Here is a 23368-nt window from a genome sequence, read left to right as displayed (position 1 = left end):
AATTATTAAGATATGAAATTAGATTCTAAGATACCCGAAGGGCCATTGGCCGAAAAGTGGTCTAAATATAAAGCCAACCAGAAACTGGTTAACCCCGCTAATAAGCGTAAACTGGATATTATTGTTGTAGGAACAGGTTTAGCGGGAGCTTCAGCTGCTGCCTCTTTTGGAGAAATGGGGTTCAATGTAAAGAACTTCACTATTCAGGATTCACCTCGACGTGCTCACTCTATTGCAGCACAGGGAGGTATCAATGCGGCCAAAAATTATCCAAACGATGGTGACTCAGTACACCGTTTATTTTATGATACCGTTAAAGGTGGTGACTACCGTGCTCGTGAAGCTAACGTACACCGTTTAGCTGAAGTAAGTAACGACATCATTGACCAATGTGTAGCTCAGGGTGTACCTTTCGCACGTGAGTACGGAGGTTTGCTTGACAACCGTTCCTTTGGTGGTGCTCAGGTTAGTCGTACTTTCTATGCAAAAGGACAAACTGGCCAGCAGTTGTTAATTGGTGCTTACCAGGCTTTAATGCGCCAGGTAAATGCAGGAACAGTTAATCTTTATACTCGCACAGAGATTGTTGACATTGTGATGGTTGACGGTAAAGCTCGTGGTGTTATTGCCCGCGACCTTGTAACCGGCGAATTCCAGCGTCATTTTGGTCATGCTGTTGTATTGGCTACAGGTGGATACGGAAACACATTCTTCCTTTCTACCAATGCAATGGGATCAAATGGTTCAGCAGCGATTAAGGCTTATCAAAAAGGTGCATTGTTTGCAAACCCATGTTTTGCTCAGATTCACCCAACCTGTATTCCTGTGCACGGTGAGTTCCAGTCGAAACTTACTTTGATGTCGGAATCATTGCGTAACGATGGTCGTATCTGGGTTCCTAAAAAGAAAGAAGATGTTGATGCTATCCGTGCAGGAAAGCTGAAACCAAAAGATATTAAAGAAGAAGATCGCGACTACTATTTAGAGCGTCGCTACCCTGCATTTGGTAACCTTGTGCCTCGTGACGTTGCATCTCGTGCAGCTAAAGAACGTTGTGATGCAGGTTTTGGTGTAGGTGCAACAGGATTAGCTGTTTATCTTGATTTCAAATCAGCTATTGAGCGTTTAGGTGAAGATGCAATTCGTGCCCGTTACGGAAACTTATTCCAGATGTACGAAAAGATTGTTGATGACAATCCATACGAAACACCAATGATGATCTATCCTGCTATCCACTATACAATGGGTGGTATTTGGGTTGATTATGAATTACAAACAACTATCCCTGGTTTATTTGCAGCCGGAGAAGCTAACTTCTCTGATCACGGAGCAAACCGTTTAGGTGCTTCAGCTTTAATGCAAGGTTTAGCCGATGGTTATTTCGTTCTTCCATACACTATTCAGAACTATCTGGCTGATGATATTTCAACACCACGTATGACCGGTGAAGAAAAAGAGTTCGTCGAAGCAGAAAAAACTGCAAAAGATAAATTCGCAAAATTATTGGCAATTAAAGGAAATCGTTCTGTTGACAGCATCCACAAAGAACTAGGCCTAGTGATGTGGGATTTTGTTGGAATGGCACGTACCAAAGAAGGATTAGAAACTGCTATCGAGAAAATTGCAGCAATCAAGAAAGAATTCTATTCAAATGTTCGTATCCCAGGATCATCAGAAGGAATGAACGTAGAATTAGAAAAAGCCTCTCGTTTGGCTGACTTTATTGAGATTGGTGATTTGATGGCACGCGATGCACTGAATCGTGAGGAATCTTGTGGTGGTCACTTCCGCGAAGAGTTCCAAACAGAAGAAGGTGAAGCAAAACGTCAGGATGACAAATTTGCATACGCTGCTTGTTGGCAATACCAGGGTGAGGAAAAAGCTCCTGAGTTAATTAAGGAAGACCTTACTTTTGAAGTGGTAAAAGTTGCTCAACGTAATTATAAATAATCTCACAGGTCATTAGTTTCAATAGTTAAACAGAGAAAAATGGAAAATAATATAAATTTGACTCTAAAGGTTTGGCGTCAGAACGGGCCTAAGGATAAAGGTCGTTTTGAAACATACAAATTAGAGAAAGTATCTACCGACAGTTCATTCCTTGAAATGATGGACATCTTGAATGAGCAGTTGGTAAACGAAGGCAGTGAACCAGTTGCTTTTGATCACGATTGTCGTGAAGGTATTTGCGGTATGTGTTCATTATACATCAACGGACGTCCGCATGGACCAGATGATGATGTTACTACTTGTCAGTTGCACATGCGTAAGTTCAAAGACGGTGAAACCATCACCATTGAGCCATGGCGTTCTGCTGGTTTCCCTGTAATTAAAGATTTGATTGTTAACCGTAGTGCTTTCGATCAGATTATTGCAGCTGGTGGTTACACATCTGTAAGTACTGGTGGTGTACCTGATGCCAATGCTATTCCTATTCCTAAGGATGATGCTGATGAGGCTATGGATGCAGCTTCATGTATTGGATGTGGTGCTTGTGTAGCAACTTGTAAAAACGGATCAGCAATGTTGTTCGTTTCAGCAAAAGTTAGTCACCTGGCTTTATTACCTCAAGGTAAAGTTGAAGCTGCCCGTCGTGCTAAAAACATGGTTGCAAAAATGGATGAATTAGGTTTTGGTAACTGTACCAATACCGGTGCTTGCGAAGTTGAATGTCCTAAGAGTGTTTCAATTTCAAATATCGCACGTTTGAACCGTGAATTTTTAAAAGCTAAATTTCAAGACTAAGGCTTGAAGCTTTTTATACTCCTCCAACCACCTTTCATTGGAAAGGTGGTTTTTTTTTGCACTTCATTTCCGACCAAACGTTATTTCATTAGAATTTAACTTGTTAATAATATGTATTTTTTCTATTTTAGGTGCGAATAGGTTCCATTTAAACTGATTGACTATGCCATATCGTCGTCTACCTAATACTGATCAAGCCCGATTAAGAGCCATGAAGGCCTTACAGTTAAAAGGGATGCAGGAGAATCCTTTCGAATTAGCTTTCTCGCAAAAATTATTTTTAGAGCTTCAATCTTTCTTACCACAGTTTGAACAAGCCATCAATCAATACAACTTTAGTAAAGACAGACAGGCTAAATATGGTAAACTTTTATCAGATCAGTTTAAATCGGCCAGGTTATACATTTCTCATTTTATACAGGTATTTAACTTTTGTGTAGCCCGTAAAGAAATCAAACCTGAAACCAGAAAATTGTTTGGACTGACAGAAGATGACAAGTCAGTTCCTGAGATGGGAACAGAACAACAACTATTACAAATTGGGAAAGACCTGATAGAAGGCGAAGAGCGTCGCATGTCGCAAGGAGGAACCCGTATCTACAATCCATCAATTGCAGTTGTAAAAGTTCAGTTCGAAAAATTTAAGGAGTATTATAATAATCACAAAAACTTACTGGTTACAACCCAAAAGATGCATGAAAAGGTAGTGATGCTACGTCAGAATGCAGATAATATTATTCTATCGGCCTGGAATGCCATTGAAGCTAAATTCGAAAGTCTATCACCTGAAGAGAAGAGGAAAAAAGCTACTCAATACGGAATCGTTTATTTTTTAAGGAAACACGAAAAAGAACAACAGGCCGAATAGTTTTTCAGTCTAAGAAAACAGAATTGATTATTCGAACCTATTAATGAGCAAACTAATTTACTTTAGTAACTCCACCCGAAACAATAAATTTCATTACATCAGCTGAGTTCGCATCTAATGGCTGAACCTTATCCGAAGGAACAATATATAATTCACCAAGTACTCCATAGGAACTTGGAAGATATACAGCAATCTTATCCTTTATACCAATATCTTCAAGGTCCAATGCTGTTATAAAACCTAATCGGTGTAAAATTCCCTCCTTATCCAATGTCACCATTACCGGTTTTTCAAATTTACGCTCCTTACCAACAAAGGCTGAAAGCAAGTCCTTAACAGAACTGTAGATCATCTTAATTAAAGGAGCTTTTTTTAACAAGAGATCAAATGCACTGGAAATAGGTGATGTTATCAGTTTTTGTCCAATAAAACCAATTAACGTTACAGTTGAAAGAATAATTAATAAGCCAATTCCAGGAAAACTAAATTTCGAAAATGTTCCATGTTCAAAAATCTCCAGATTACGAAGAAGCCCATCTAACCATACAAATGCAATTACAAAAACATAAAGTGTTACAGCAATGGGAGCAATATAAAGAATACCTTGTAAAAAATAACTTATCAGTTTCTTCATTCTATTTATGATTCGGGTGTTTGAAAACAATAGAAATTAATACGCAATATTATAAAATTAGTTGCCACCCGCCATCTGCTGACGTATTTTTTTAGGCAATCCTGCAACTATCAGGTTATACGAATCATCAATCCATTGAAATAAAATCTCATCTTTAAGCGTTCCATCTAGGATTACGGTATTCCAATGTTTTTTACTCATGTGATATCCCGGCAAAACACAACTATATTGTTCGCGCAACTCAACAGCTTTTTCAGGGATACATTTAAGGTTTATTCTGAAATCCTCTTCAAGATCAGTTAACGCAAACATTTTACCAGCTACTTTAAAAACCAATGTTGATTCGTCAAATGGAAATTCTTCCGTTACCATTTCCTTCTTTAAACAATACTCCCTGAATTCTTCGATGTTCATAAAATCTTTTTATAAGCCTGGATGAAACGCCTCCTTTAAATATTCAATTTCCCAATCCCCATTATCAGGAATGACTGTAACCACATCGAAACGCACCTCATTATCAATATCATTCTCAATAATATAAGCTTCGGTAGCTTCTACTATAAAACGGATTTTAGATGTAGTTATCGCTTCTTTTGGATGCTCCCAACCATCACTTGTCCGAGTTTTTACTTCTATAATCACAAGTTGATTATCATCATAGGCAATCAAATCCAATTCCTTCTTATTATATCGCCAGTTACGTTCTACAATCACAAACCCCTTCTCTGCAAGATACCTGGCTGCAACTTCCTCCCCTACCTTTCCCAGTTCATTGTGATCTGCCATTTCAAAATTTTATTTTGACATCGCAATTACATGCCGACATAGTAATACGTTTACCCAACACCAAAGGCATGTTAATATTTCCGTGTCCGGCAGGAAATCCAAAAATTACAGGATAATCATATTCACTTACGGCTTCTTTTATTATCTCATAAGCAGTTAAACCAAACTTCTTATCATTATCTTTCATTTCGGTAAACTGACCAACAATTAAACCACTCAATTGCTTTAGGTAACCACTTAACTTTAAATTATACATCATTCGATCGAGATTGTACAAATATTCCGACACATCTTCAATAAACAAAATCTTTCCATGTGGTTCTGCATCATAAGGTGTTGATCTCAATGCCTGAATCAGTGATAAATTACCTCCAATCAATAAACCTTCAGCGTCTCCATTTCGGTTAAGTAGGTGAGGTTTGAATTTATATGTTGGTAGTTCTCCGTGCAAAATCTTAAATAATTGCAGCATATCCTCATCATCTTTCGATTTATCCGGAAAATTCTTTGGCATGGGCCCGTGGATTGATGCTATCTTTAATTCATTCTGCAGACGGGCATGCAAAACGGTAATATCACTGTATCCAACTATCCATTTTGGATTATCAAGAAAATGAGAAAAATCCAGCTTATCAATTATTCGCCCGGTACCATAACCTCCCCTTGAACAAAAAATGGCATCAATGTCCGTACGGTTTAGCATCTTCTGCAAATCAGATGCACGATGTTCGTCATTACCGGCAAACTGGTGATAGGCATTCCCGGCATTTTCTCCAACCACTACTTTGTATCCAAGACTTAGCAGAAATTTTTCAGCAAAGTGTATGGTTTCTGAATCGATCTTACCTGCAGGCGATACAATACCAATGGTTGAACCTTTTGTTAACGATTTTGGAAATATCATACTTCTCATCATCAATTATCACGAACAAAACATCAAAACCCTTTTTTACATGTTGCATTTGGTGATGATGCTCTAATCTTATTACTAATTTTAAATAGTTTGCATATCTTTGTGAAGTTAATAAAATGCCCCGAATGATGCGGGGTTTTGTTTTGATTTATATTACCCAACCATAAAACAATTCAGACGGAATGAAGACGGGAAATTTTAAAAGAACACTGGTAACTACAGCATTACCATACGCCAACGGACCTGTTCATATCGGACACCTTGCCGGAGTTTATGTGCCTGCTGATATTTATGTGCGTTACCTGCGTTTGAAGAAGGAAGATGTAATTTTAATTGGAGGATCGGATGAACATGGTGTTCCTATCACTCTGAAAGCTAAAAATGAAGGTGTAACTCCGCAGGATATTGTTGACAAGTACCATGGAATTATCAAAGACTCATTTGAGAAGTTTGGAATTTCATTCGATATCTATTCCCGCACAACCTCAAAAACTCATTACGAAACGGCTTCTGAGTTTTTCAAAACATTATATGAAAAGGGTGAGTTTATTGAGAAGGAGTCTGAGCAATACTACGATGAAGAAGCCAAACAATTTTTGGCCGACAGATATATTACCGGCACCTGTCCTCATTGTAAGAGTGAAGGAGCCTATGGTGATCAGTGTGAGAGTTGTGGTACATCGTTAAATGCAACGGATCTGATCAATCCTCGTTCGGTTATTTCGGGCAGCACTCCTGTTATTCGTACTACCAACCACTGGTATCTGCCTTTGGATAAACACGAGCCATTTTTAAAAGAATGGATCCTGGAAGGACATAAGGAATGGAAATCTAATGTTTACGGGCAATGTAAATCATGGATCGATCTTGGACTACAGCCACGCGCCGTAAGCCGCGATTTAGATTGGGGAGTTCCTGTACCTGTTGAAGGTGCTGATGGTAAAGTTTTATACGTTTGGTTTGATGCTCCAATCGGATATATATCTGCAACAAAAGATTTAACTCCGGAGTGGGAAAAATACTGGAAAGATCCCGAATCACGCATGTTGCATTTCATTGGTAAAGACAATATTGTTTTCCATTGTATTGTTTTCCCATCTATGTTGAAAGCTGAAGGAAGTTATATATTACCTGAGAATGTTCCGGCTAACGAATTCCTGAATCTTGAAGGTGATAAGATCTCAACATCACGAAACTGGGCTGTTTGGTTGCATGAATATTTGGTTGATTTTGAAAATAAGCAGGATGTATTAAGATATACTCTTACAGCGAATGCTCCTGAAACAAAAGACAATGATTTTACCTGGAAAGATTTTCAGGCTCGTAATAACAACGAACTGGTTGCCATACTTGGAAACTTTGTAAACCGCGCCGTAGTGTTAACTCATAAATACTACGATGGGAAAGTTCCTGCCGCTGGTGAATTGAATGATTTCGATACTGAAACATTAAATGAGATTCCGGCAATCGTTAAGCGCGTTGAAGAAGCTTTGGATAATTTCCGTTTCCGTGAAGCTGTGCGCGAAGCAATTAATTTATCGCGTCTGGGTAATAAATACCTTGCCGATACTGAGCCATGGAAATTGATTAAAACGGATCCTGAGCGTGTAAAAACAATCATGAATATTGCATTGCAGATTACAGCCAATATTTCCATTCTGATTGAACCATTTTTACCGTTTACTGCAAAGAAAATGCAAGACATGCTTAACCTGGCTGATTTAGACTGGACAGCATGTGGTAATTTAACCTTACTTGAAACTGGTAAGGAAATCAACAAACCTGAATTGTTATTCGAAAAAATAGAAGATGATACTATTCAAGCTCAACTTGATAAGTTGCAACAAACAAAATTAAACAATGAAGCGGCTAATAAAACTGCTGCTCCTGCAAAGGCAAATATTGAGTTTGACGATTTTACAAAAATGGACATCCGAGTTGGAACCATTATAGAGGCTGAAAAAGTGGCAAAAACCAAAAAATTGCTTCAATTAAAAGTTGATACCGGAATCGATCAACGCACCGTTGTTTCAGGAATTGCTGAATATTTCGAACCTGAAGCAATCATTGGTAAACAAGTAAGTATTTTGGTTAATCTGGCTCCACGTAAAATACGGGGGATCGAATCTCAAGGTATGATTTTGATGGCTGAAGATGCAACTGGTAAGCTTGAATTTATTTCACCTGCCAATTTGGTTAAACCAGGATCTGAAATCAGATAATCTCGATAAATACATAAACAAAAAGGTCCGCTGGTGCGGACCTTTTTTGCTTCAATGTGCTTCAATATTTCAAGTTAGACTTGACAAATAAACTATTGCTTTAAAACCCAAACAGTTTTAAAATTTTCCTGCAATCGATAATTTTTCATTGAATTAACAGCTTCCGGCTTATTGGTATAACCATCCAATGCAACTCTATATCTTTTATTCGGACTTTCCAATACAAATGCCTGCTCCTCGCCCTTTAACTGAATTTGTTTCAAAAACTGTTTTGCCTGACTCTCCTTTTTAAAACTCCCTGCAATCAAAAAGAAATGATTCTCTTCGACAGGTAAAGATTCCTTTACAATAAGTACATCTTCAGATGCTGAATTTGTAAAATCTTTAGCATTTACAACCAACTCATGATTATCTGCCTTTACTGGGAATAAATAATCAAGCGTTCCGGCTGTACTATAATTTTTGTCAACACCCGAATCAGTTATGCTGGGTGAAATAGCAAATAAAGCAATCAACAATGTTACCGTTGCAGCAATATTACGTTGTGATAAAGGTTTCAGCAGACGCTTCACCTGAATATTTTCCTTAACCGGATTAATATTTATCTCAGGTGTAAAGTGAAATGATGTTAATCCAAAAGCTTCTGGTAAATAATTCTCTGTAGTTCCTGAAGTAAATTGAACATTTCCAATCGCATCAAGTTTTAAAGAACCAATCTTATCCAAATTAACTTCATTACCTGATTCTAACTGATCAATAACCTTTGAACGAAAACGCTCCACCTCAATTTTAGCATGACTATAGGTTAAACCATTTCTTTGAGCAAATGTACTTATCAACAAGCTATCATTATGAGATAAGCTTCTATTAAAACCTATTTCTTTTGAAGGTGGCAATAATATATTTTTATCCTTATCAATTCTGGCACTTGCTAAGCTGGCAACAAAAGCACCAAAATCAGGTATTATCACACAGTCATGCGTGTAAAGCAGATTCGAAATATGTTGTTCAATCGTTGTCATATCTACAAAATTAGTAAATAAAGTACGGAATCCTTCATCTTTCTATCAACACCTGTTTATAACATGTTAATAAACTAAATTAAACAACCCTAAAACACTTATTACCTATAATTTACAATCTAAGTTACCAAATTAACATTAAAAGTCAATAATTATTAAAAGTATTTATTACTTTTATCCTCTCATAAAGCAAGAATATCATTTAAACGCAGATAAAATCTTTAGCTATGCAAATTCTGGTTACCGGTGGAACTGGTTATATTGGTTCTCACACTGTAGTGGAGCTTCAAAATCAAGGTTACGATGTTGTTATTGTTGATAACCTGTCAAACTCTAATATCGAAGTACTCGACAATATTGAAAAAATCACAGGTATACGCCCGGCGTTTGAAAAATTTGATTTATCAGAGAGAGATAAAACAGATGCATTTTTTCAGAAATACACTAACATTTCAGCCATTATTCATTTTGCGGCATTCAAAGCAGTTGGTGAATCTGTTCAGAAACCGCTTGAATATTACCGTAATAACCTGGGTTCTCTAATGAATTTGTTAGAGTGCATGAATAAATATAAAGTACCTCATATGGTATTTTCTTCATCTTGTACGGTTTATGGCCAACCGGATGTATTACCTGTAACAGAAGAAACACCTCGTAAAGAAGCTGAATCACCTTATGGAAACACCAAGGCTATTTGCGAAGATATTATGCGTGATTATTGTAAGACCAATGAAGCAATTAATTGTATTGCTTTAAGATATTTCAATCCTATTGGTGCTCACGAAAGTGGATTAATTGGTGAACTTCCTGTTGGAGTACCTAATAACCTGGTTCCTTTTATAACTCAAACTGCTGCCGGACTACGCGAAGAATTAAGCATTTTTGGAGAAGATTACGATACTCCGGACGGAACTGCAATTCGTGATTATATCAATGTTGTTGATTTGGCAAAGGCACACGTTGTTGCCATTGATCGAATGTTGAAAGGAAAGCAAAAAGATAATTACGAATTCTTCAATGTTGGAACAGGTGAAGGCTATTCGGTAATGCAATTAGTGAAGGCCTTTATTGAAGTGAACAAGGTAGATTTGAAATATAAGGTTGTAGGACGACGTGCCGGCGATATTGAAAAGATATGGGCTGATACAACATATGGCAACCAGGAATTAGGCTGGAAAGCTGAAAAGTCGCTGGAAGAAACGCTTGAATCGGCCTGGAAATGGGAAAAGAATGTTAGAGGATTATAAAAAAGTTATATATCTATTTTAAAGCCGACGTAAGTCGGCTTTTATTTTTTTACTATTTTTATTTATTATTCACAGTAATATTTTAATAACCATTTAATTCTTTTTCTATGAGTTCAACTACTCGTCCTTGGCAAGGAACAGTATTAGGCATTTTAAATGCTATTGGTGTTTTTTTCGGTCTAATAGCCTCATTGAGTTTATTAATAGCAGGTGCAGCAATCGCTCCTTACCTTGAGCAATCTGGATTGGCTATATTAGCAGGTGCAGGAACTGCTCTTATTGGGGGTATCGTTTTAGCCTTTGTAATTCTTGGTATTTTTATTACCATTGGCATTTTTAAAGGTCAAAAGTGGACTATAATACTATCATTAATTTTGACTGGTATAAGTTTAATAATGAATATCTTTTCATTTAATATCGTTGGCTTAATTATAAATGGATTTATGTTTTATCTTGCTTTTACCTGTGTAAAAGATGAATACTACAATTAAAAAATAATTCATAACCAGAAAGGCTGCAACATTTGCAGCCTTTTTTAGCTTTAAAGAATATGAGTCTTAAGAAATATTTTTTCCCAATTATTGTTTTCTTCGGTATAACTGTGTTGATTTTATTTAATATTAATCAACCTTTTTTTTGGGATAAAGACATTCTGGACTCAAAACAAGCTCATTGGTTTTTAGAAAGTAATTTTAATCTTTTGCTTCCTGACAATATTGATCCTGGTCATCCTCCTTTAATGGGTTTATTGCTTGCAATTTCCTGGTCAATTTTTGGTAAGTATTTATTTATCGGACATCTATTAATGTTACCTTTTGCCATTGGAACAGTATGGCAGATTAATCGCCTTTGTGAAATTTATATTCACAATAGCATTAAAAATCTAATCTTACTATTAATTACACTAGAAACCGCTCTTTTGACACAGATGGTTGTCTATTCCAGTGATTTGGTACAGGTTTTCTTCTTTCTTCTATCTCTGAATAGCATTCTCAAAAAAAGACAATTTGCATTGTTTATCGGTCTTGTATTCCTTTCCTTAACTAACCTTAGAGGTATGACCATAGCCTTTGGATTATTTGGTTTTAATCTTTATAACATTATAGCATTCGAAAAGAATAAACTGCATCAGTTCTTCAGAACGCTTAGAATATTTTCTCTTGCCTCAATTCCAAGTATCTCATTCCTCACATATCATTTCATAGCTAAAGGATGGATGGTTTATAACGAATCAAGTCCCTGGGCTGCTTGCTATGAAAAAGTTGATCTAACAGGTTTTATAAGAAATATTGTAATTTTTAGTTGGAGAATGGCTGATGCTGGAAGAATTACAATATGGATTACATTATTATCAATTTCTTTTCTATTTATAAAGAATCACAAGCCTATTGATAAAAAAATAAAACAACTGTCAGTCATATTAATTATTTTATTGGTAATTTATCTTCCAAGTAGCCTATTATCCAACCACTTAATAAACAATCGTTATTTTATCCCGTTATTCATCTTATTATCATTAACTACTGGAGTTTTGCTACAAAACTATTACTCAAAACAGAATGTTCTTAAAGCTTTAATTGGTGTATTACTTTTCGTTCAGCTAAGTGGAAATTTCTGGGTTTATCCCGATAATATTTCAACCTGTTGGAGTGCAACCCTGGCACACCTACCTTATTACAGCCTTAATGATAAAATGAATAAGTATGTTAGAGATGAAGGCATTAATCTTTCTGAAATTGGAAGTTTTGTTCCAAATATAACCCAGGAATACTACACTAAACTAAATGATGAAAACTTTAGTTACCACCTAGCAGATTATTCAACGGACCAATATATTATTTTCTCTAACATCTATAATATTCCAGATGATGATCTAATTGAATTAACTAACAATTGGCATGCTGAAAAAGAATTTAAAAGTTGGGCTGTTAAATTTGTTCTTTACAAAAGAAAAATAGCTAGTATCAAGCAATTAAACTCCATTAGCAATAACTAATAGAATTCCAATAACTTACAAATTCTTTCATTGAATATATAATTAAACAAACTGTCATCAAGATTATAAATTACCATATGATTTTTTATTGCTTTTTCCCAGGCCATTTTACTATCCCTGGATTGATTATATAAATCAAAAGCGTTGTAGCCAATATCAACAGTAGCTTCTCCAAACCACTCAAATAGTAGGTAATATGAAGCAGGATGCAAATGAGTCATTTTCACTTCGTCGTAAAATTTATCAATCAAATCCATCAGATTTATATCTGACTGACCAATTCTTTCAGTAAAACTTTGAATACGATAATTCTCAACAAATTCAATTAACCATTTCCAATTTAATTCAATACTGCATCTATTGTTATTTGAGTGCTCAACTTCAAGAATAAGGGCATGGACAAGGTCTGATATTGATTTCTCCAAATCAATTCTTTTTAACGCCAATAACATAGGTAACAATTGCACACTATAATCTTTCCATTGGATTCCTACCTTCCGATCCTGCCTTCTTTTAAATGAATAATTATCTCCATTAAAAAACTGATTCAAAAAACTTAACTTAAAACTGTCACTATTTTGAATTTCTTGCCTAATTACAAATGGAAAAATCCGTCTTAATGCAACTAACTGAACTTTTCTTTCAGCATCTTTCTTTTTAGAAGGTAATTGTTTGTCAGTTCCTCTTAAAATACAATATACCTTACAATCACCCAGTCGCAATTCATTATTCTTAGTCATACATTAATATTGTGTTCCTCCACCAATCTATTAAAATTATAACTATTTTTCAGACTCATTTCAATTTTAAGTGTATGAAAAATATATTCTGGTTGTTTTATTTAGCTATCTTGATTCCTTTCATATTAACATCCTGTAAGGATGATGGCGGAGGTGATTACGCCGATAAAGAAACCCAAAAGATAAACAAGTTCGTAATTGACAACATGGAATTTGTCTATTATTGGAATGCAACCATGGACAACTTTGATTATCGAACTGAAAAAGACACTTACGATCTGTTTGATAAAATATTGAAAGCAAGCTATGACAATGAGCTAGCAAGAAATATAGATCAGTGGTCTTTTCTAACTGATGATTATCAAGCTTTACTTGACTATTTTGCAGGTGTTAGATTATCGATGGGACATTCAATCAGATTATACAGGCTCGATGATGTTAATGTAATTGGCTTTATCGAATACGTGGAGCCGGATTCCCCAGCCTCTGAGGCTGAACTCGAAAGAGGTATGATGTTCTACATGATTGATGGTCAACAGCTGACGTTATCTAATTATTCCACTTTATTAAATCAGGATAACTATACTATGACATTTGGAGTTTTAAATTTAGATTACAGTATCACTCCTATAAGTCCATCTGTTGAGTTATCTGCCACAACTTTACAAACAAATCCCATTCATATCAGTAAAGTTATTGAATACGAGGGTAAAAAAATTGGATACCTGATGTATAAATCCTTCATTGATGATTATAATGATCAATTGGAATCTGTTTTCGCTGATTTCAAAAATCAGGGAGTAAGCGATTTAGTATTAGACTTACGTTATAATGGAGGAGGTGCTGTTTCTACAGCTATCCTTCTAAGTAGTATGATAGCCCCAAGCAGTGCAATTGGTGATGTTTTTATTAATACGGCTTACAACGAAAATTTAGATAATTATTACCAAACCAGATATCCGGATGAAGAAGATTTATTTACTTATCGCCTTGAAAGTAATGCAAACAATCTTGATCTTAATCGACTTGTTGTACTCACAACCTACAAAACTGCTTCTGCCAGTGAAATGGTAATGTATGGATTAAGTCCTCATATGACCGTATACCAAATTGGAGAACAAACTCATGGTAAATATTATGGTTCTATAACAATAAATGATGAAGATGTTTCTGACGAATGGGCTATGCAACCAATTGTAATGCGTGCCGAAAACAAAAATAATTCAATTGATTATAGAGAAGGGCTAATACCTGATATTGACAGATATGACTTTCTTGATGCTTCAGACTTCTATCCTTTGGGTGATCCAAGAGAAGATTTTCTTGCTTTGGCATTGGAGTATTTAACGGGAGTTAAACCAACAGGAGCTACATTAAAATCGACAGAGAGATCCTTTACCCCCATTAACAAAGAATATAAAATCAGTCATCCTTTAGAATATGATATGAGAATAACTCAAAGATAAATATTGCAAAAAGAGGCTGAATTCAGCCTCTTTATTTATTTGCCTCCTTTATCTTTCTAAACATCTTAGATGCAAAAATAAAGTCTTCTAACTGCTTATTTTGCACATGAAAGATGTCATCTTTATTTCCTTCCCAATACTTCTCTCCTTCAAAAATAAAAATGATCTTATCGCCAATGCCCATTACTGAATTCATATCATGAGTATTTACAATAGTGGTGATATCATATTCCACGGTTATTTCATGAATTAGTTCATCAATCACAATTGATGTACGTGGATCTAATCCTGAATTAGGTTCATCACAAAATAGATACTTTGGATTCAGAGCAATGGCTCTTGCTATAGCCACACGCTTCTGCATACCTCCACTAATTTCTGAAGGTAGTTTTGAATTGGCATTTTCAAGTTTCACCCGATCTAAACAAAAATTGGTCCGATCCCGCTTCTCTTCATCTGACATATTCGTAAACATATCCAAAGGAAACCGAACGTTTTCTTCAACAGTCATTGAATCAAATAAAGCCGACCCCTGAAATAACATACCAATTTCCTGACGTAATAATTTTTTTTGTTTTGTATTCAGGCCTAACAAACTACGCCCATCATATAAAATATCACCACTCGTTACATTATGTAGGCCTACCAATGATTTCAGAAGTACTGTTTTTCCTGACCCGCTCTGACCAATTATCAGATTCGTTTGTCCTTTCTCAAAAACAGCTGATATATCTTTCAAAACAACTTTATCATCAAAAGCTTTCATTACATTAATTGCTTCAATCATACCAAAAGTAATTGAGTTAACAACAAGTTAAACAATAAGATTTGAATACTACTGGTCACCACAGCTGTTGTACTGGCTTTTCCCACCTCTAAAGCTCCGCCTTCGGCATAGTATCCCCAATAGGCAGAAACTGTTGCAATAATAAAAGCAAAAACTATTGCCTTAATTAGTGAATAAACAACATAAAATGGGACAAATGCATATTGTATTCCATAAATAAAATCCGAAGCAGGAACTTCACCACTTAAAGAACCAGCAAGAAATCCACCTGTAATACCCACTCCCATACTAATCACTACCAAAAATGGAATAATCAAAACAAAAGCAATTACCTTAGGCAAAACAAGATATCCGGCAGGATTAATTCCCATTATTTCCAAAGCATCAATTTGTTCAGTTACTCTCATAGTTCCAATCTCAGAAGCAATATTTGATCCAACCTTACCAGCAAGTATCAGAGCAACAATAGTTGATGAGAATTCAAGCAGCATTGAATCTCTTGCTGCCAAACCAATTGTATATCTAGGAATAATAGGTGAATCAATATTGTAGGCTGTCTGAAGGGTAATAACAGCACCCATAAAAATTGAAATAATAAAGATAATTCCGAGAGAATCAATCCCCAATTTATCAATCTCCTTAATAATCTGTTTAAATAAGATAGAATGCTTGGATGGTTTGCCAAAAACCTTTTTCACAAACAACGTATAACGTCCTATATGGTAAAAAATTCTCATGTTCGTTTAAAAAAATAGTCCTAATTTTACAGATAAAAGTAACAATATTACTCAACATTAATAAGAATTTAAATATTTTACGAAATTAGATACGCTGGCTTAAAAAATACTCTTTATCCAAGTTAATATGGTATTTCATTCAAGCCATTCATACTAAGAAAAATGAAGCAAAATACGTATTGTGTAATCATGGCAGGTGGTGTCGGAAGTCGATTCTGGCCCTTAAGCACTTCACAAACCCCAAAACAATTTCTTGATATCTTTGGCACAGGTAAATCTCTGCTGCAACAAACATTTGAAAGGTTTGAATCCATTTGCCCTCTTGAAAACTTTATTGTTGTCACCAGCTCGTCTTATAAACACCTTGTGATGCAACAATTACCCAAATTAAGTTCAGAACAGGTTTTGGAAGAACCTCTTAGAAGAAATACAGCACCTTGCATTGCATTTGCCAACACTATCATCAAAAGCAAAAATGCTGATGCCAATATTGTGGTAACTCCGGCTGACCATCTTATTCTTAATCAAAATTCATTTGAATCAAGTATTAATAAGGGACTTGAATTTGTTGAATCGAAAGATGCTCTTCTTACCTTAGGAATTAAACCCACTCATCCTGAAACAGGTTATGGCTATATTCAGATAGGTGAAACAGCAGCTGAAGAGAAAACTTTTAATAAGGTGAAAACCTTTACTGAAAAGCCTGATATTGAGATGGCTACTGTATTGTTCGAAAGTGGAGAATTTTACTGGAATTCAGGGATTTTTATGTGGTCGTTAAAAACAATAGAAAAAGCCTATAATACAAACCTTTCAGAAGTAGCAACACCATTTATTGAGTTTTCTAAACATATAGGTTCAAAGGAAGAAGAAAAAGCATTACATGAAGCTTATCTTGAATGTAAAAATATTTCCATTGACTATGGAGTTATGGAAAAGGCAAACAATGTATTTGTTAAGAAAGTTAATTTTGGATGGTCAGATCTTGGAACCTGGTCTTCTTTGCATGAACATATGAGAACCAATGACAATAACAATGCTGTTATTAAAGGAGATGTTCTTTTGTACAATACACAAAACACCATTGTTCATCTTCCGGAAGGAAAGAAAGGGGTTATACAAGGTCTAGATGGGTACATCGTTGTGCAATCTGATAAGGCCATATTAATCTGTCCACGATCCAATGAAAAACAAATAAGGCAATTCACTACCGACTTAAAAACAGAGTTTGGTGATAAATAACAAAAGGGGCTTAAAGCCCCTTTTTATATATTGTATCTTAATCCTTTTTAGAATTCCCACATATCATGTTCTAAGTCGAACATTGCACTTTTAATTCGTTCTGATTCCATCATTGCCTCCATACCTGCGGTATAGTCTTCAATACGTCGGTTATTATATACGTTTGATTCTCTGTAAATATAACTTCCGAAATAACGCTTTATAAAAATATCATCAAATGTTCTTCTTTGTGCATCGTTATTTGGGTTAAACACCTCATGACGAGCAAGTAAACCACGTGCTTCAGGGAAATAAACCCAAAAAGCCTGAGACTGAACAACCTGACCTTCGCCATCATCACTATCCTTTACATATTCACGAATAGGACAGATACCAACTATACGAACATCCATTCTTGAGTAATTACGGTCAAAGAACCAAATCTCTTTTAACATGATTTGCTTAAACTCTGTTGATCGAACTTCACCCTCTATCACTTTAGTTTCATAAAGGCCTGTTTCAGGATTCTGGATTTCCATCGTATCCGATACAGCTCCCATCTCACGCAATACCTGATCCAAAGTTAAAGGCACCTGAAACTCATCATCAGATTTAGTTGAGTAAGCCGTAAGACCTTCATATGTAATTCCATATACCAAAAGATCAATAAGACTCATTCGATCATCCATTTTTGTTGTTGGATAAAACATTGGTAAGTTGATTTTTTCTCTTAAATCAATTACTCTCCATATCTTTTTTGCCCAAAGTACATCAGCTTCTCTGATATGTGCATACGGAATTGGTTTCCGATTCGGCACATGATCTTTGGTATACAACTCTTTGTTTACTTGTTGAGCACTTATAAAATCAATGCTGCCAAAGCTAACAAGAATAACGAGGATTAAGATGATTCGTTTCATATGCTATAAATTTTCATTTTTAAAATTAATCAACCGTAAATGTAATCGAACCTAATTTACGTGTTCTTCCATCAGGTCCTACAGCCCTAATGTCTTCAATATATACTTTATTTCCAGGAGCAAGACCTTTTAAAAGATTTTCCTGCGCTTCTGTAAACTTGTTACTATTTGAAACTTCGTTTGTATAGAATCCCTTACGATAAGTACCTATAGAAAACTGAGTAACTTTAAATTTTAAGTCAAAATCAAAATCTTCACCCATCTCTGCTGTAACATATCCGGCAGCTATCAAAAGGTTTTTCCTTATTTTATCTCCATCACCAAGTCCTGCAACCATTGCTATTGGATTAGGCACACGCTTTATACGAAATTCCTGACTCCCTAGCCTCCTGGTCTGACCATTTATATCTGCAGAAACAGTTATGATCGATTTCCCTCCTGCTTTACCAGCCTGAGGTTTAACAATGTATTCATTACCTCTTTTATTATAACTGGCATTCGTCATTGAAATCCTTATTTGACTACTGGCTATACCAGGAACAGAGATCTCAACAGGATTATCTAACGCTTCATAAAATACGTTCATCTTTGTTGGAGAAATCACAACATTAGGCTGAACAACTTCATATTCATGTGATATTGGATAACTCTTATCAACACCATTGGGATCCTTGAAGATAATATTACCTCTCCATGTTTTCTTTCCAATAGAATTAGCAGGAATTCTTAAAACACCTCTTCCATTTTCCAAAATTTCAGCACTATGGCCTTCAATTCTATATGTTGGAGGCTGCAATGTATCGGTAGCTGCAATTAACATCTCAGCATAATACTCCCCTCCTTTGATCACTACATCAGATCGCGGAATAACAATTTGTTCTACCTTGTTAAATTTGTATGAACCTTCGTCCACCTTACTAAGTAAGTAAGCAACCACATCCGCCTGGGTAGAACGAACATTACTTTGTATACTACTTAACAATGCAAAAGATGCTGATAATGGCAAATGTTCAAATAGCTGACTTTCCCAGGGTTTCTTTGTTACTTCACCTTTTTTCTTCTCTTCAACATCTTCGGTTGATAATGAATTGGTAATTGTTTGAATTAAGGCAGTGTCTTCAGTAGCTACAAGAGATACCAATAAATCCTTATAAGCAACAATTTTCTCCTTTAATTCTTCACTGCGTTGACCACCTTTTTCGGTAATCATTATCTGTGCTGCAATATCCTGATTTTCGATCCCTTTGTAATTTTCAAGCGTTGCTTCAGGACTAGGATCAGCAGTCCGCATCATTAACAGTTTTAATTCTTGAATGCTATTATTTAAAGTATCAGCTGCAGCTCTGATTTGTTGAGCCTTTTCATGGTTATCTTTAACCTTGGCCGGATTTGCAAACTCTGCAGCCTCAAATGCAGCATACAACTGATTATTCTTATTATCAACTGCTTTTGTTGATTGCTGAATACTATTATCTACCAACTGGAATGCCTGTAGTAACTCACCCGATACGTTCAATGCAAGCATTGCCGTAAGGAATAAGTACATCATTCCAATCATCTTTTGTCTGGGGGTTTCGGGACAGTTTCCGCCACTCATAATCTAACTATTTTATTAGCGTTAATACTGTTCCTTACTTATTCCCTACATTCATGGCACTTAACATGTTGCCATAAATAGTATTTAGTTCAGATACCGTTTTACTCAATTGAGCAACCTGCTCTTTATAAACCTGAGCATCAGCTGCTGATTGCTCAAACTGAGCTTTGATAGAAGTCATTCCCTTAGTAAGAGCCTGCGATGCTTCAGCCTGTGAATTAAGACCCTGTAACTGTAACTCATAGGCAGAATTAATTGCAGACAAGTTTTTAGTTACATCACCCAGTTTCTCACTGTATTCTTTATTGTTGCTGTTTAACTGATCGAAATGTTGTTGAATATTCATTCCGGATGCAGAAATTGCTTTAGCGCTACTTTTATATGACTCAGAAAGCTGTCCTACAGAATCTTCTAATGTAGTGGCTGTTTTTGTTTGTACACTTGCTAAGTGACCAACAGCCTCTCCAGCCTGTTTCATATTTTGAAGGTATGACTCAGTTGCCAAACTAGCAGAACTAAGGTCTGAAAGCTGAGAAGATGTCATTGAAAGTTTTTTGATACCTTCTGAAAGTTTCTCCACAACAGCCGGTTCAAGATGGCCACTCTGTACTAAAGCAGCCAGATCACTTCCTCCGCCACTTACAGAATGTCCTGCTTTTGTGTCATTTGGTTCTAATCCAACCAACTCAGGATATACAAGACTCCAATCAGGCATTTCATGTGGTGGCTCAAACGCTGATAAGGTGAAAATAATAATTTCTGTTCCCATTCCTAATAACAGCATAAGCTCAGCTCCAGGGTAATGCATGATTTTAAATAAAGCACCGGCAAGTACAACAGCAGCACCAATTCCGTATACCTTAGCCATGATTTTTTTATAACCAGGGCTTTCAAGAAATTCCGTAAAACTCATAATGACCTTTTTTTCAATTTTCCGTCCAAAGAAATAATGTGAGATTACTCACCAATATAATCACGAACACATCTGAATCCAATGTAAGACTTTGTTGAGTCCTGATATTCATAAGTACGTGTCCCATTCTGTAAGAAGAAACCGATATCCTTCCATGAACCACCGCGTATTACTTTACGTTTCATTACATGTGGATCATCTGGTAAAGCGTTATACTTATAGGTTGGGTTAAAATCGTGTGTAAAGGTATATGAAGATTCATCAAATGCACTTGAAGTCCATTCAGCAACATTTCCAGACATATCGAACAAACCATAGTCATTAGGAGAATATGAACCTACAGAAATCGCCTGCATTCCACCATCATCACCATAACGTCCACGAAGAGGTTTGAAGTTAGCAAGGAAACATCCTTTGTCATTTCTGGTATACATTCCGCCCCAAGGATAAATTGCATGTTCCAGACCACCTCTTGCAGCATACTCCCACTCGGCTTCAGTTGGAAGTCTGTAGTTCATTACAGGAGGTTCTCCTTTATGCATTAAGTAATTATTCAGCAATTGTGTTCTCCAGATACAAAAAGCTGTCGCTTGCTTCCAGTTTACTCCAACAACAGGATATTCATCAAATCCAGGATGCCAGAAATATTTTTCAGTCCATGGCTCATTAAAAGAATAGGTAAAGTCTGCAATCCAACAAAGAGTATCAGGATAAACATTAACTGCATCTTTCATAATGAAGGCTGAACGATCTTTAATTTCGCGCTCTTTTCCAAATTGATCATACACTACACCCTCATATGATTTTGTCTCGAAGTTATAGCGGTTACTCTTATTAGCTGCCTGCAAAAGATCTACCCATTCATACTCGTAAATTAATTTACGACTATCAATTTCCTTTCTACGATAAAATCGTTCATTTTCAGGCAAATACATTTCATCCAGAATTTCAGCATACTCTTCATTATCCCATTCAACATCTTCATCCCAATTTAAAAATGGCGGATCAATTTCATTACCCAAATAATCCTCAGCAATCAAAAATTCTTCAAATTGTTCTCCCAATAATCTACGGGCAATTGAATCTCTGACCCAATAAACAAACTGACGATACTCAGTATTGGTTATTTCGGTTTCATCCATCCAAAATGAACGGATTGAAACTACTTTGGATTGTGAACTCATTGTATTCGCAACGTCCATATCATTTGGTCCCATTGTAAAACTCCCTTGAGGAATAAACAACATACCAAATGGATCTGGTTCATAAAATGAGCCACCTCGGGATACTCCGACCAATTCTCCATTTCCGGATTGTCCGCATCCACTAAGGATGGTGATGACAATGACACTTAGGGCAAGTACTTTCTTCATAATAGCCTTATATCTGAATTACTTTACTTATATTCTATAAATATCTAACACTCTTATATTGTTTCTTTCTTTTTTCCAGGCTCATATCAAAACTATATCCTAACATAATCTCGTGTGAACCATTACGTGCGGAACTCATTTGGGTTACATTTATATCGTAACTATAGCCAATTCGTAGACCATTATTGAGTTCAACTCCACCTAGTAATACGATAGCATCTTGAAAACGATACGTTAAACCTCCCCAATATTTATCTTTTAATATGCCGTTAACATTTAAATCAACCTGATAACTGGACATATTCGTTTTTATAAATAATGACGGAACAAGTACAATCGGTCTGTTTTTAAGCTGATATTTATAACCTCCAGTGATAAAAACTATTGGTAATAAATATGACTCATAAGTATCTTTAAACTTAGGGGCAGGTTTATTTAAATGAGCAACTGAAATTCCGATGTAATAAAGTCGGTTTTCCAGATATGTTCCAAAACCTATGTCCAAAGCCGTCCCCTGGTCGTCGGTTAATGATTCTTCGGTATGATAATCACCATTACCAAAATCATCACTTGCATCTCCCTGAGGTAAAGTACTAAGATTGCTTCCTTTGATTGATTGGTTAACCATTCCGAATGATAAACCCACTCCCAACTTACCGTAATCTGTTTTCCATCTTTTCGAGTAAACTGCCGACATGTACAAATTTGTCCATTCGCCAATCTCATCATTTAAGATCAACAGACCCAATCCGCTATCTCCTCCCAAAATGTTTAGTTTTGCATCTGCTCCGAATACCGTTGTTTTTGGAGCCATCCCATCAAATCCTCCCATCCATTGTTGCCGGTTACCCATAGCAACATTTATCATTTCGCTATTACCAGCAAATCCGGGATTAGTAGCCAGCTGATTAAACATATTCTGACTAAATTGTGGAAATTGCTGTCCAATAGCATTTGTCGCAACGCAAAATAACAGAAAAAATACTATTCTCCTAGTTATGCATTGAAAAAGCTGATACTTAATAATCCGATTTATATCGGTTTGATTTATTTTCTCTTTGATATAGAGCAACTCAAATTTATTAAAACCAGCAGACAAAATGCTGGGGATATATACTCTTAATTTTAATGAAAGGTTTCATTTTTGATTTGTAAATTCAAAAACACCCCAATTTCACTTA

22 protein-coding genes are annotated in these 23368 nt (G+C 35.8%); 9 read left to right on the top strand and 13 right to left on the bottom strand.

What is annotated here, in order from left to right; all coding sequences use genetic code 11:
- The first annotated feature begins 12 nt into the window (after positions 1–12).
- The 3 genes from ACRD62_RS07955 to ACRD62_RS07945 all read left to right on the top strand — a co-directional run bounded on the left by ACRD62_RS07955 (position 13) and on the right by ACRD62_RS07945 (position 3613).
- Positions 13–1950 carry a fumarate reductase/succinate dehydrogenase flavoprotein subunit gene (locus tag ACRD62_RS07955; RefSeq protein WP_430819599.1) on the top strand — a complete coding sequence of 646 codons (1938 nt, stop codon included), beginning with the start codon at positions 13–15 and terminating at the stop codon, positions 1948–1950.
- Positions 1951–1989: 39 nt separating this feature from the next.
- The gene (locus ACRD62_RS07950; RefSeq protein ID WP_430819598.1) at positions 1990–2745 is read left to right on the top strand and encodes a succinate dehydrogenase/fumarate reductase iron-sulfur subunit; all 756 of its coding nucleotides are present in this window, start codon (positions 1990–1992) and stop codon (positions 2743–2745) included.
- Between the two features lie 163 nt (positions 2746–2908).
- Positions 2909–3613 carry a hypothetical protein gene (locus ACRD62_RS07945; protein WP_430819597.1) on the top strand — a complete coding sequence of 235 codons (705 nt, stop codon included), beginning with the start codon at positions 2909–2911 and terminating at the stop codon, positions 3611–3613.
- Positions 3614–3665: 52 nt separating this feature from the next.
- On the opposite strand, the gene ACRD62_RS07940 is transcribed toward ACRD62_RS07945, so the two are convergent.
- The 4 genes from ACRD62_RS07940 to ACRD62_RS07925 are packed head-to-tail and all read right to left on the bottom strand — an operon-like array spanning position 3666 to position 5937.
- Entirely contained in the window at positions 3666–4247 is a 582-nt protein-coding gene (locus tag ACRD62_RS07940) for a DUF502 domain-containing protein (RefSeq protein WP_430819596.1), read from the bottom strand.
- Between the two features lie 57 nt (positions 4248–4304).
- On the bottom strand, positions 4305–4661 hold the full coding sequence (locus ACRD62_RS07935; protein WP_430819595.1) for an MmcQ/YjbR family DNA-binding protein: 357 nt from the start codon (positions 4659–4661) through the stop codon (positions 4305–4307).
- Between the two features lie 9 nt (positions 4662–4670).
- Entirely contained in the window at positions 4671–5033 is a 363-nt protein-coding gene (locus tag ACRD62_RS07930) for a YraN family protein (protein ID WP_430819594.1), read from the bottom strand.
- A gap of 1 nt (position 5034) precedes the next feature.
- Positions 5035–5937, bottom strand: coding sequence for a S66 peptidase family protein (locus ACRD62_RS07925; protein ID WP_430819593.1), 903 nt, complete (start codon positions 5935–5937; stop codon positions 5035–5037).
- Positions 5938–6128: 191 nt separating this feature from the next.
- Between ACRD62_RS07925 and metG the strand changes: the two genes are divergently transcribed.
- Complete coding sequence (gene metG, locus ACRD62_RS07920; protein WP_430819592.1) at positions 6129–8168, top strand: methionine--tRNA ligase; 2040 nt, start codon at positions 6129–6131, stop codon at positions 8166–8168.
- 92 nt (positions 8169–8260) lie between these two features.
- Here the strand turns inward: metG and ACRD62_RS07915 are convergent, their stop codons facing one another.
- Positions 8261–9190: an HU domain-containing protein gene (locus tag ACRD62_RS07915; protein WP_430819591.1), complete on the bottom strand. Its 930-nt coding sequence runs from the start codon at positions 9188–9190 to the stop codon at positions 8261–8263.
- Between the two features lie 227 nt (positions 9191–9417).
- Between ACRD62_RS07915 and galE the strand changes: the two genes are divergently transcribed.
- The 3 genes from galE (at position 9418) to ACRD62_RS07900 (ending at position 12433) form a co-directional block, all read left to right on the top strand.
- Positions 9418–10437, top strand: coding sequence for a UDP-glucose 4-epimerase GalE (gene galE / locus ACRD62_RS07910; protein ID WP_430819590.1), 1020 nt, complete (start codon positions 9418–9420; stop codon positions 10435–10437).
- Between the two features lie 107 nt (positions 10438–10544).
- A complete protein-coding gene (locus ACRD62_RS07905) occupies positions 10545–10928 on the top strand; it encodes a hypothetical protein (protein WP_430819588.1) in 384 nt (127 codons plus the stop codon).
- Positions 10929–10987: 59 nt separating this feature from the next.
- Positions 10988–12433 carry a hypothetical protein gene (locus ACRD62_RS07900; protein ID WP_430819587.1) on the top strand — a complete coding sequence of 482 codons (1446 nt, stop codon included), beginning with the start codon at positions 10988–10990 and terminating at the stop codon, positions 12431–12433.
- Here the strand turns inward: ACRD62_RS07900 and ACRD62_RS07895 are convergent.
- Positions 12430–13173 carry a hypothetical protein gene (locus ACRD62_RS07895; protein WP_430819586.1) on the bottom strand — a complete coding sequence of 248 codons (744 nt, stop codon included), beginning with the start codon at positions 13171–13173 and terminating at the stop codon, positions 12430–12432. The two genes, ACRD62_RS07900 and ACRD62_RS07895, sit on opposite strands and share 4 nt — an antisense overlap.
- A gap of 74 nt (positions 13174–13247) precedes the next feature.
- On the opposite strand from ACRD62_RS07895, the gene ACRD62_RS07890 reads away from it, so the two are divergent.
- On the top strand, positions 13248–14639 hold the full coding sequence (locus ACRD62_RS07890; RefSeq protein ID WP_430819585.1) for a S41 family peptidase: 1392 nt from the start codon (positions 13248–13250) through the stop codon (positions 14637–14639).
- A 31-nt stretch (positions 14640–14670) separates the two neighbouring features.
- Here ACRD62_RS07890 and ACRD62_RS07885 read toward each other — a convergent pair whose 3' ends face one another.
- Both ACRD62_RS07885 and ACRD62_RS07880 read right to left on the bottom strand, forming a co-directional pair.
- Positions 14671–15426, bottom strand: coding sequence for an ABC transporter ATP-binding protein (locus ACRD62_RS07885; RefSeq protein WP_430819584.1), 756 nt, complete (start codon positions 15424–15426; stop codon positions 14671–14673).
- Positions 15423–16163 (bottom strand): MlaE family ABC transporter permease, encoded by a 741-nt coding sequence (locus tag ACRD62_RS07880; RefSeq protein ID WP_430819582.1) that lies wholly within the window; start codon positions 16161–16163, stop codon positions 15423–15425. The genes ACRD62_RS07885 and ACRD62_RS07880 overlap by 4 nt, the downstream gene beginning before the upstream one ends.
- Before the next feature lie 162 nt (positions 16164–16325).
- Here ACRD62_RS07880 and ACRD62_RS07875 point away from each other — a divergent pair, with 162 nt between their 5' ends.
- Positions 16326–17405 (top strand): mannose-1-phosphate guanylyltransferase, encoded by a 1080-nt coding sequence (locus ACRD62_RS07875; protein ID WP_430819581.1) that lies wholly within the window; start codon positions 16326–16328, stop codon positions 17403–17405.
- Between the two features lie 47 nt (positions 17406–17452).
- On the opposite strand, the gene porN is transcribed toward ACRD62_RS07875, so the two are convergent.
- From porN to ACRD62_RS07850, 5 genes are read right to left on the bottom strand one after another with little or no spacing between them, the layout of a single operon-like run.
- Positions 17453–18304, bottom strand: a complete 852-nt coding sequence (gene porN, locus ACRD62_RS07870) for a type IX secretion system ring subunit PorN/GldN (RefSeq protein ID WP_430819580.1) — start codon at positions 18302–18304, stop codon at positions 17453–17455.
- A gap of 25 nt (positions 18305–18329) precedes the next feature.
- Complete coding sequence (gene porM / locus ACRD62_RS07865; RefSeq protein ID WP_430819579.1) at positions 18330–19901, bottom strand: type IX secretion system motor protein PorM/GldM; 1572 nt, start codon at positions 19899–19901, stop codon at positions 18330–18332.
- 34 nt (positions 19902–19935) lie between these two features.
- Positions 19936–20814: a type IX secretion system motor protein PorL/GldL gene (gene porL, locus ACRD62_RS07860; protein WP_430819578.1), complete on the bottom strand. Its 879-nt coding sequence runs from the start codon at positions 20812–20814 to the stop codon at positions 19936–19938.
- A gap of 44 nt (positions 20815–20858) precedes the next feature.
- The gene (gene porK / locus ACRD62_RS07855) at positions 20859–22187 is read right to left on the bottom strand and encodes a T9SS ring complex lipoprotein PorK/GldK (RefSeq protein WP_430819577.1); all 1329 of its coding nucleotides are present in this window, start codon (positions 22185–22187) and stop codon (positions 20859–20861) included.
- A gap of 34 nt (positions 22188–22221) precedes the next feature.
- A complete protein-coding gene (locus ACRD62_RS07850) occupies positions 22222–23259 on the bottom strand; it encodes a PorP/SprF family type IX secretion system membrane protein (protein ID WP_430819576.1) in 1038 nt (345 codons plus the stop codon).
- Positions 23260–23368: the final 109 nt, after the last annotated feature.

This window comes from Carboxylicivirga caseinilyticus (assembly GCF_050589785.1).
In the GTDB taxonomy this organism is placed as follows: Bacteria; Bacteroidota; Bacteroidia; order Bacteroidales; family Marinilabiliaceae; genus Carboxylicivirga; species Carboxylicivirga caseinilyticus.
Note: the sequence above shows the minus strand (reverse complement) of the source record. Positions and strands in the feature narration are given on the sequence as shown.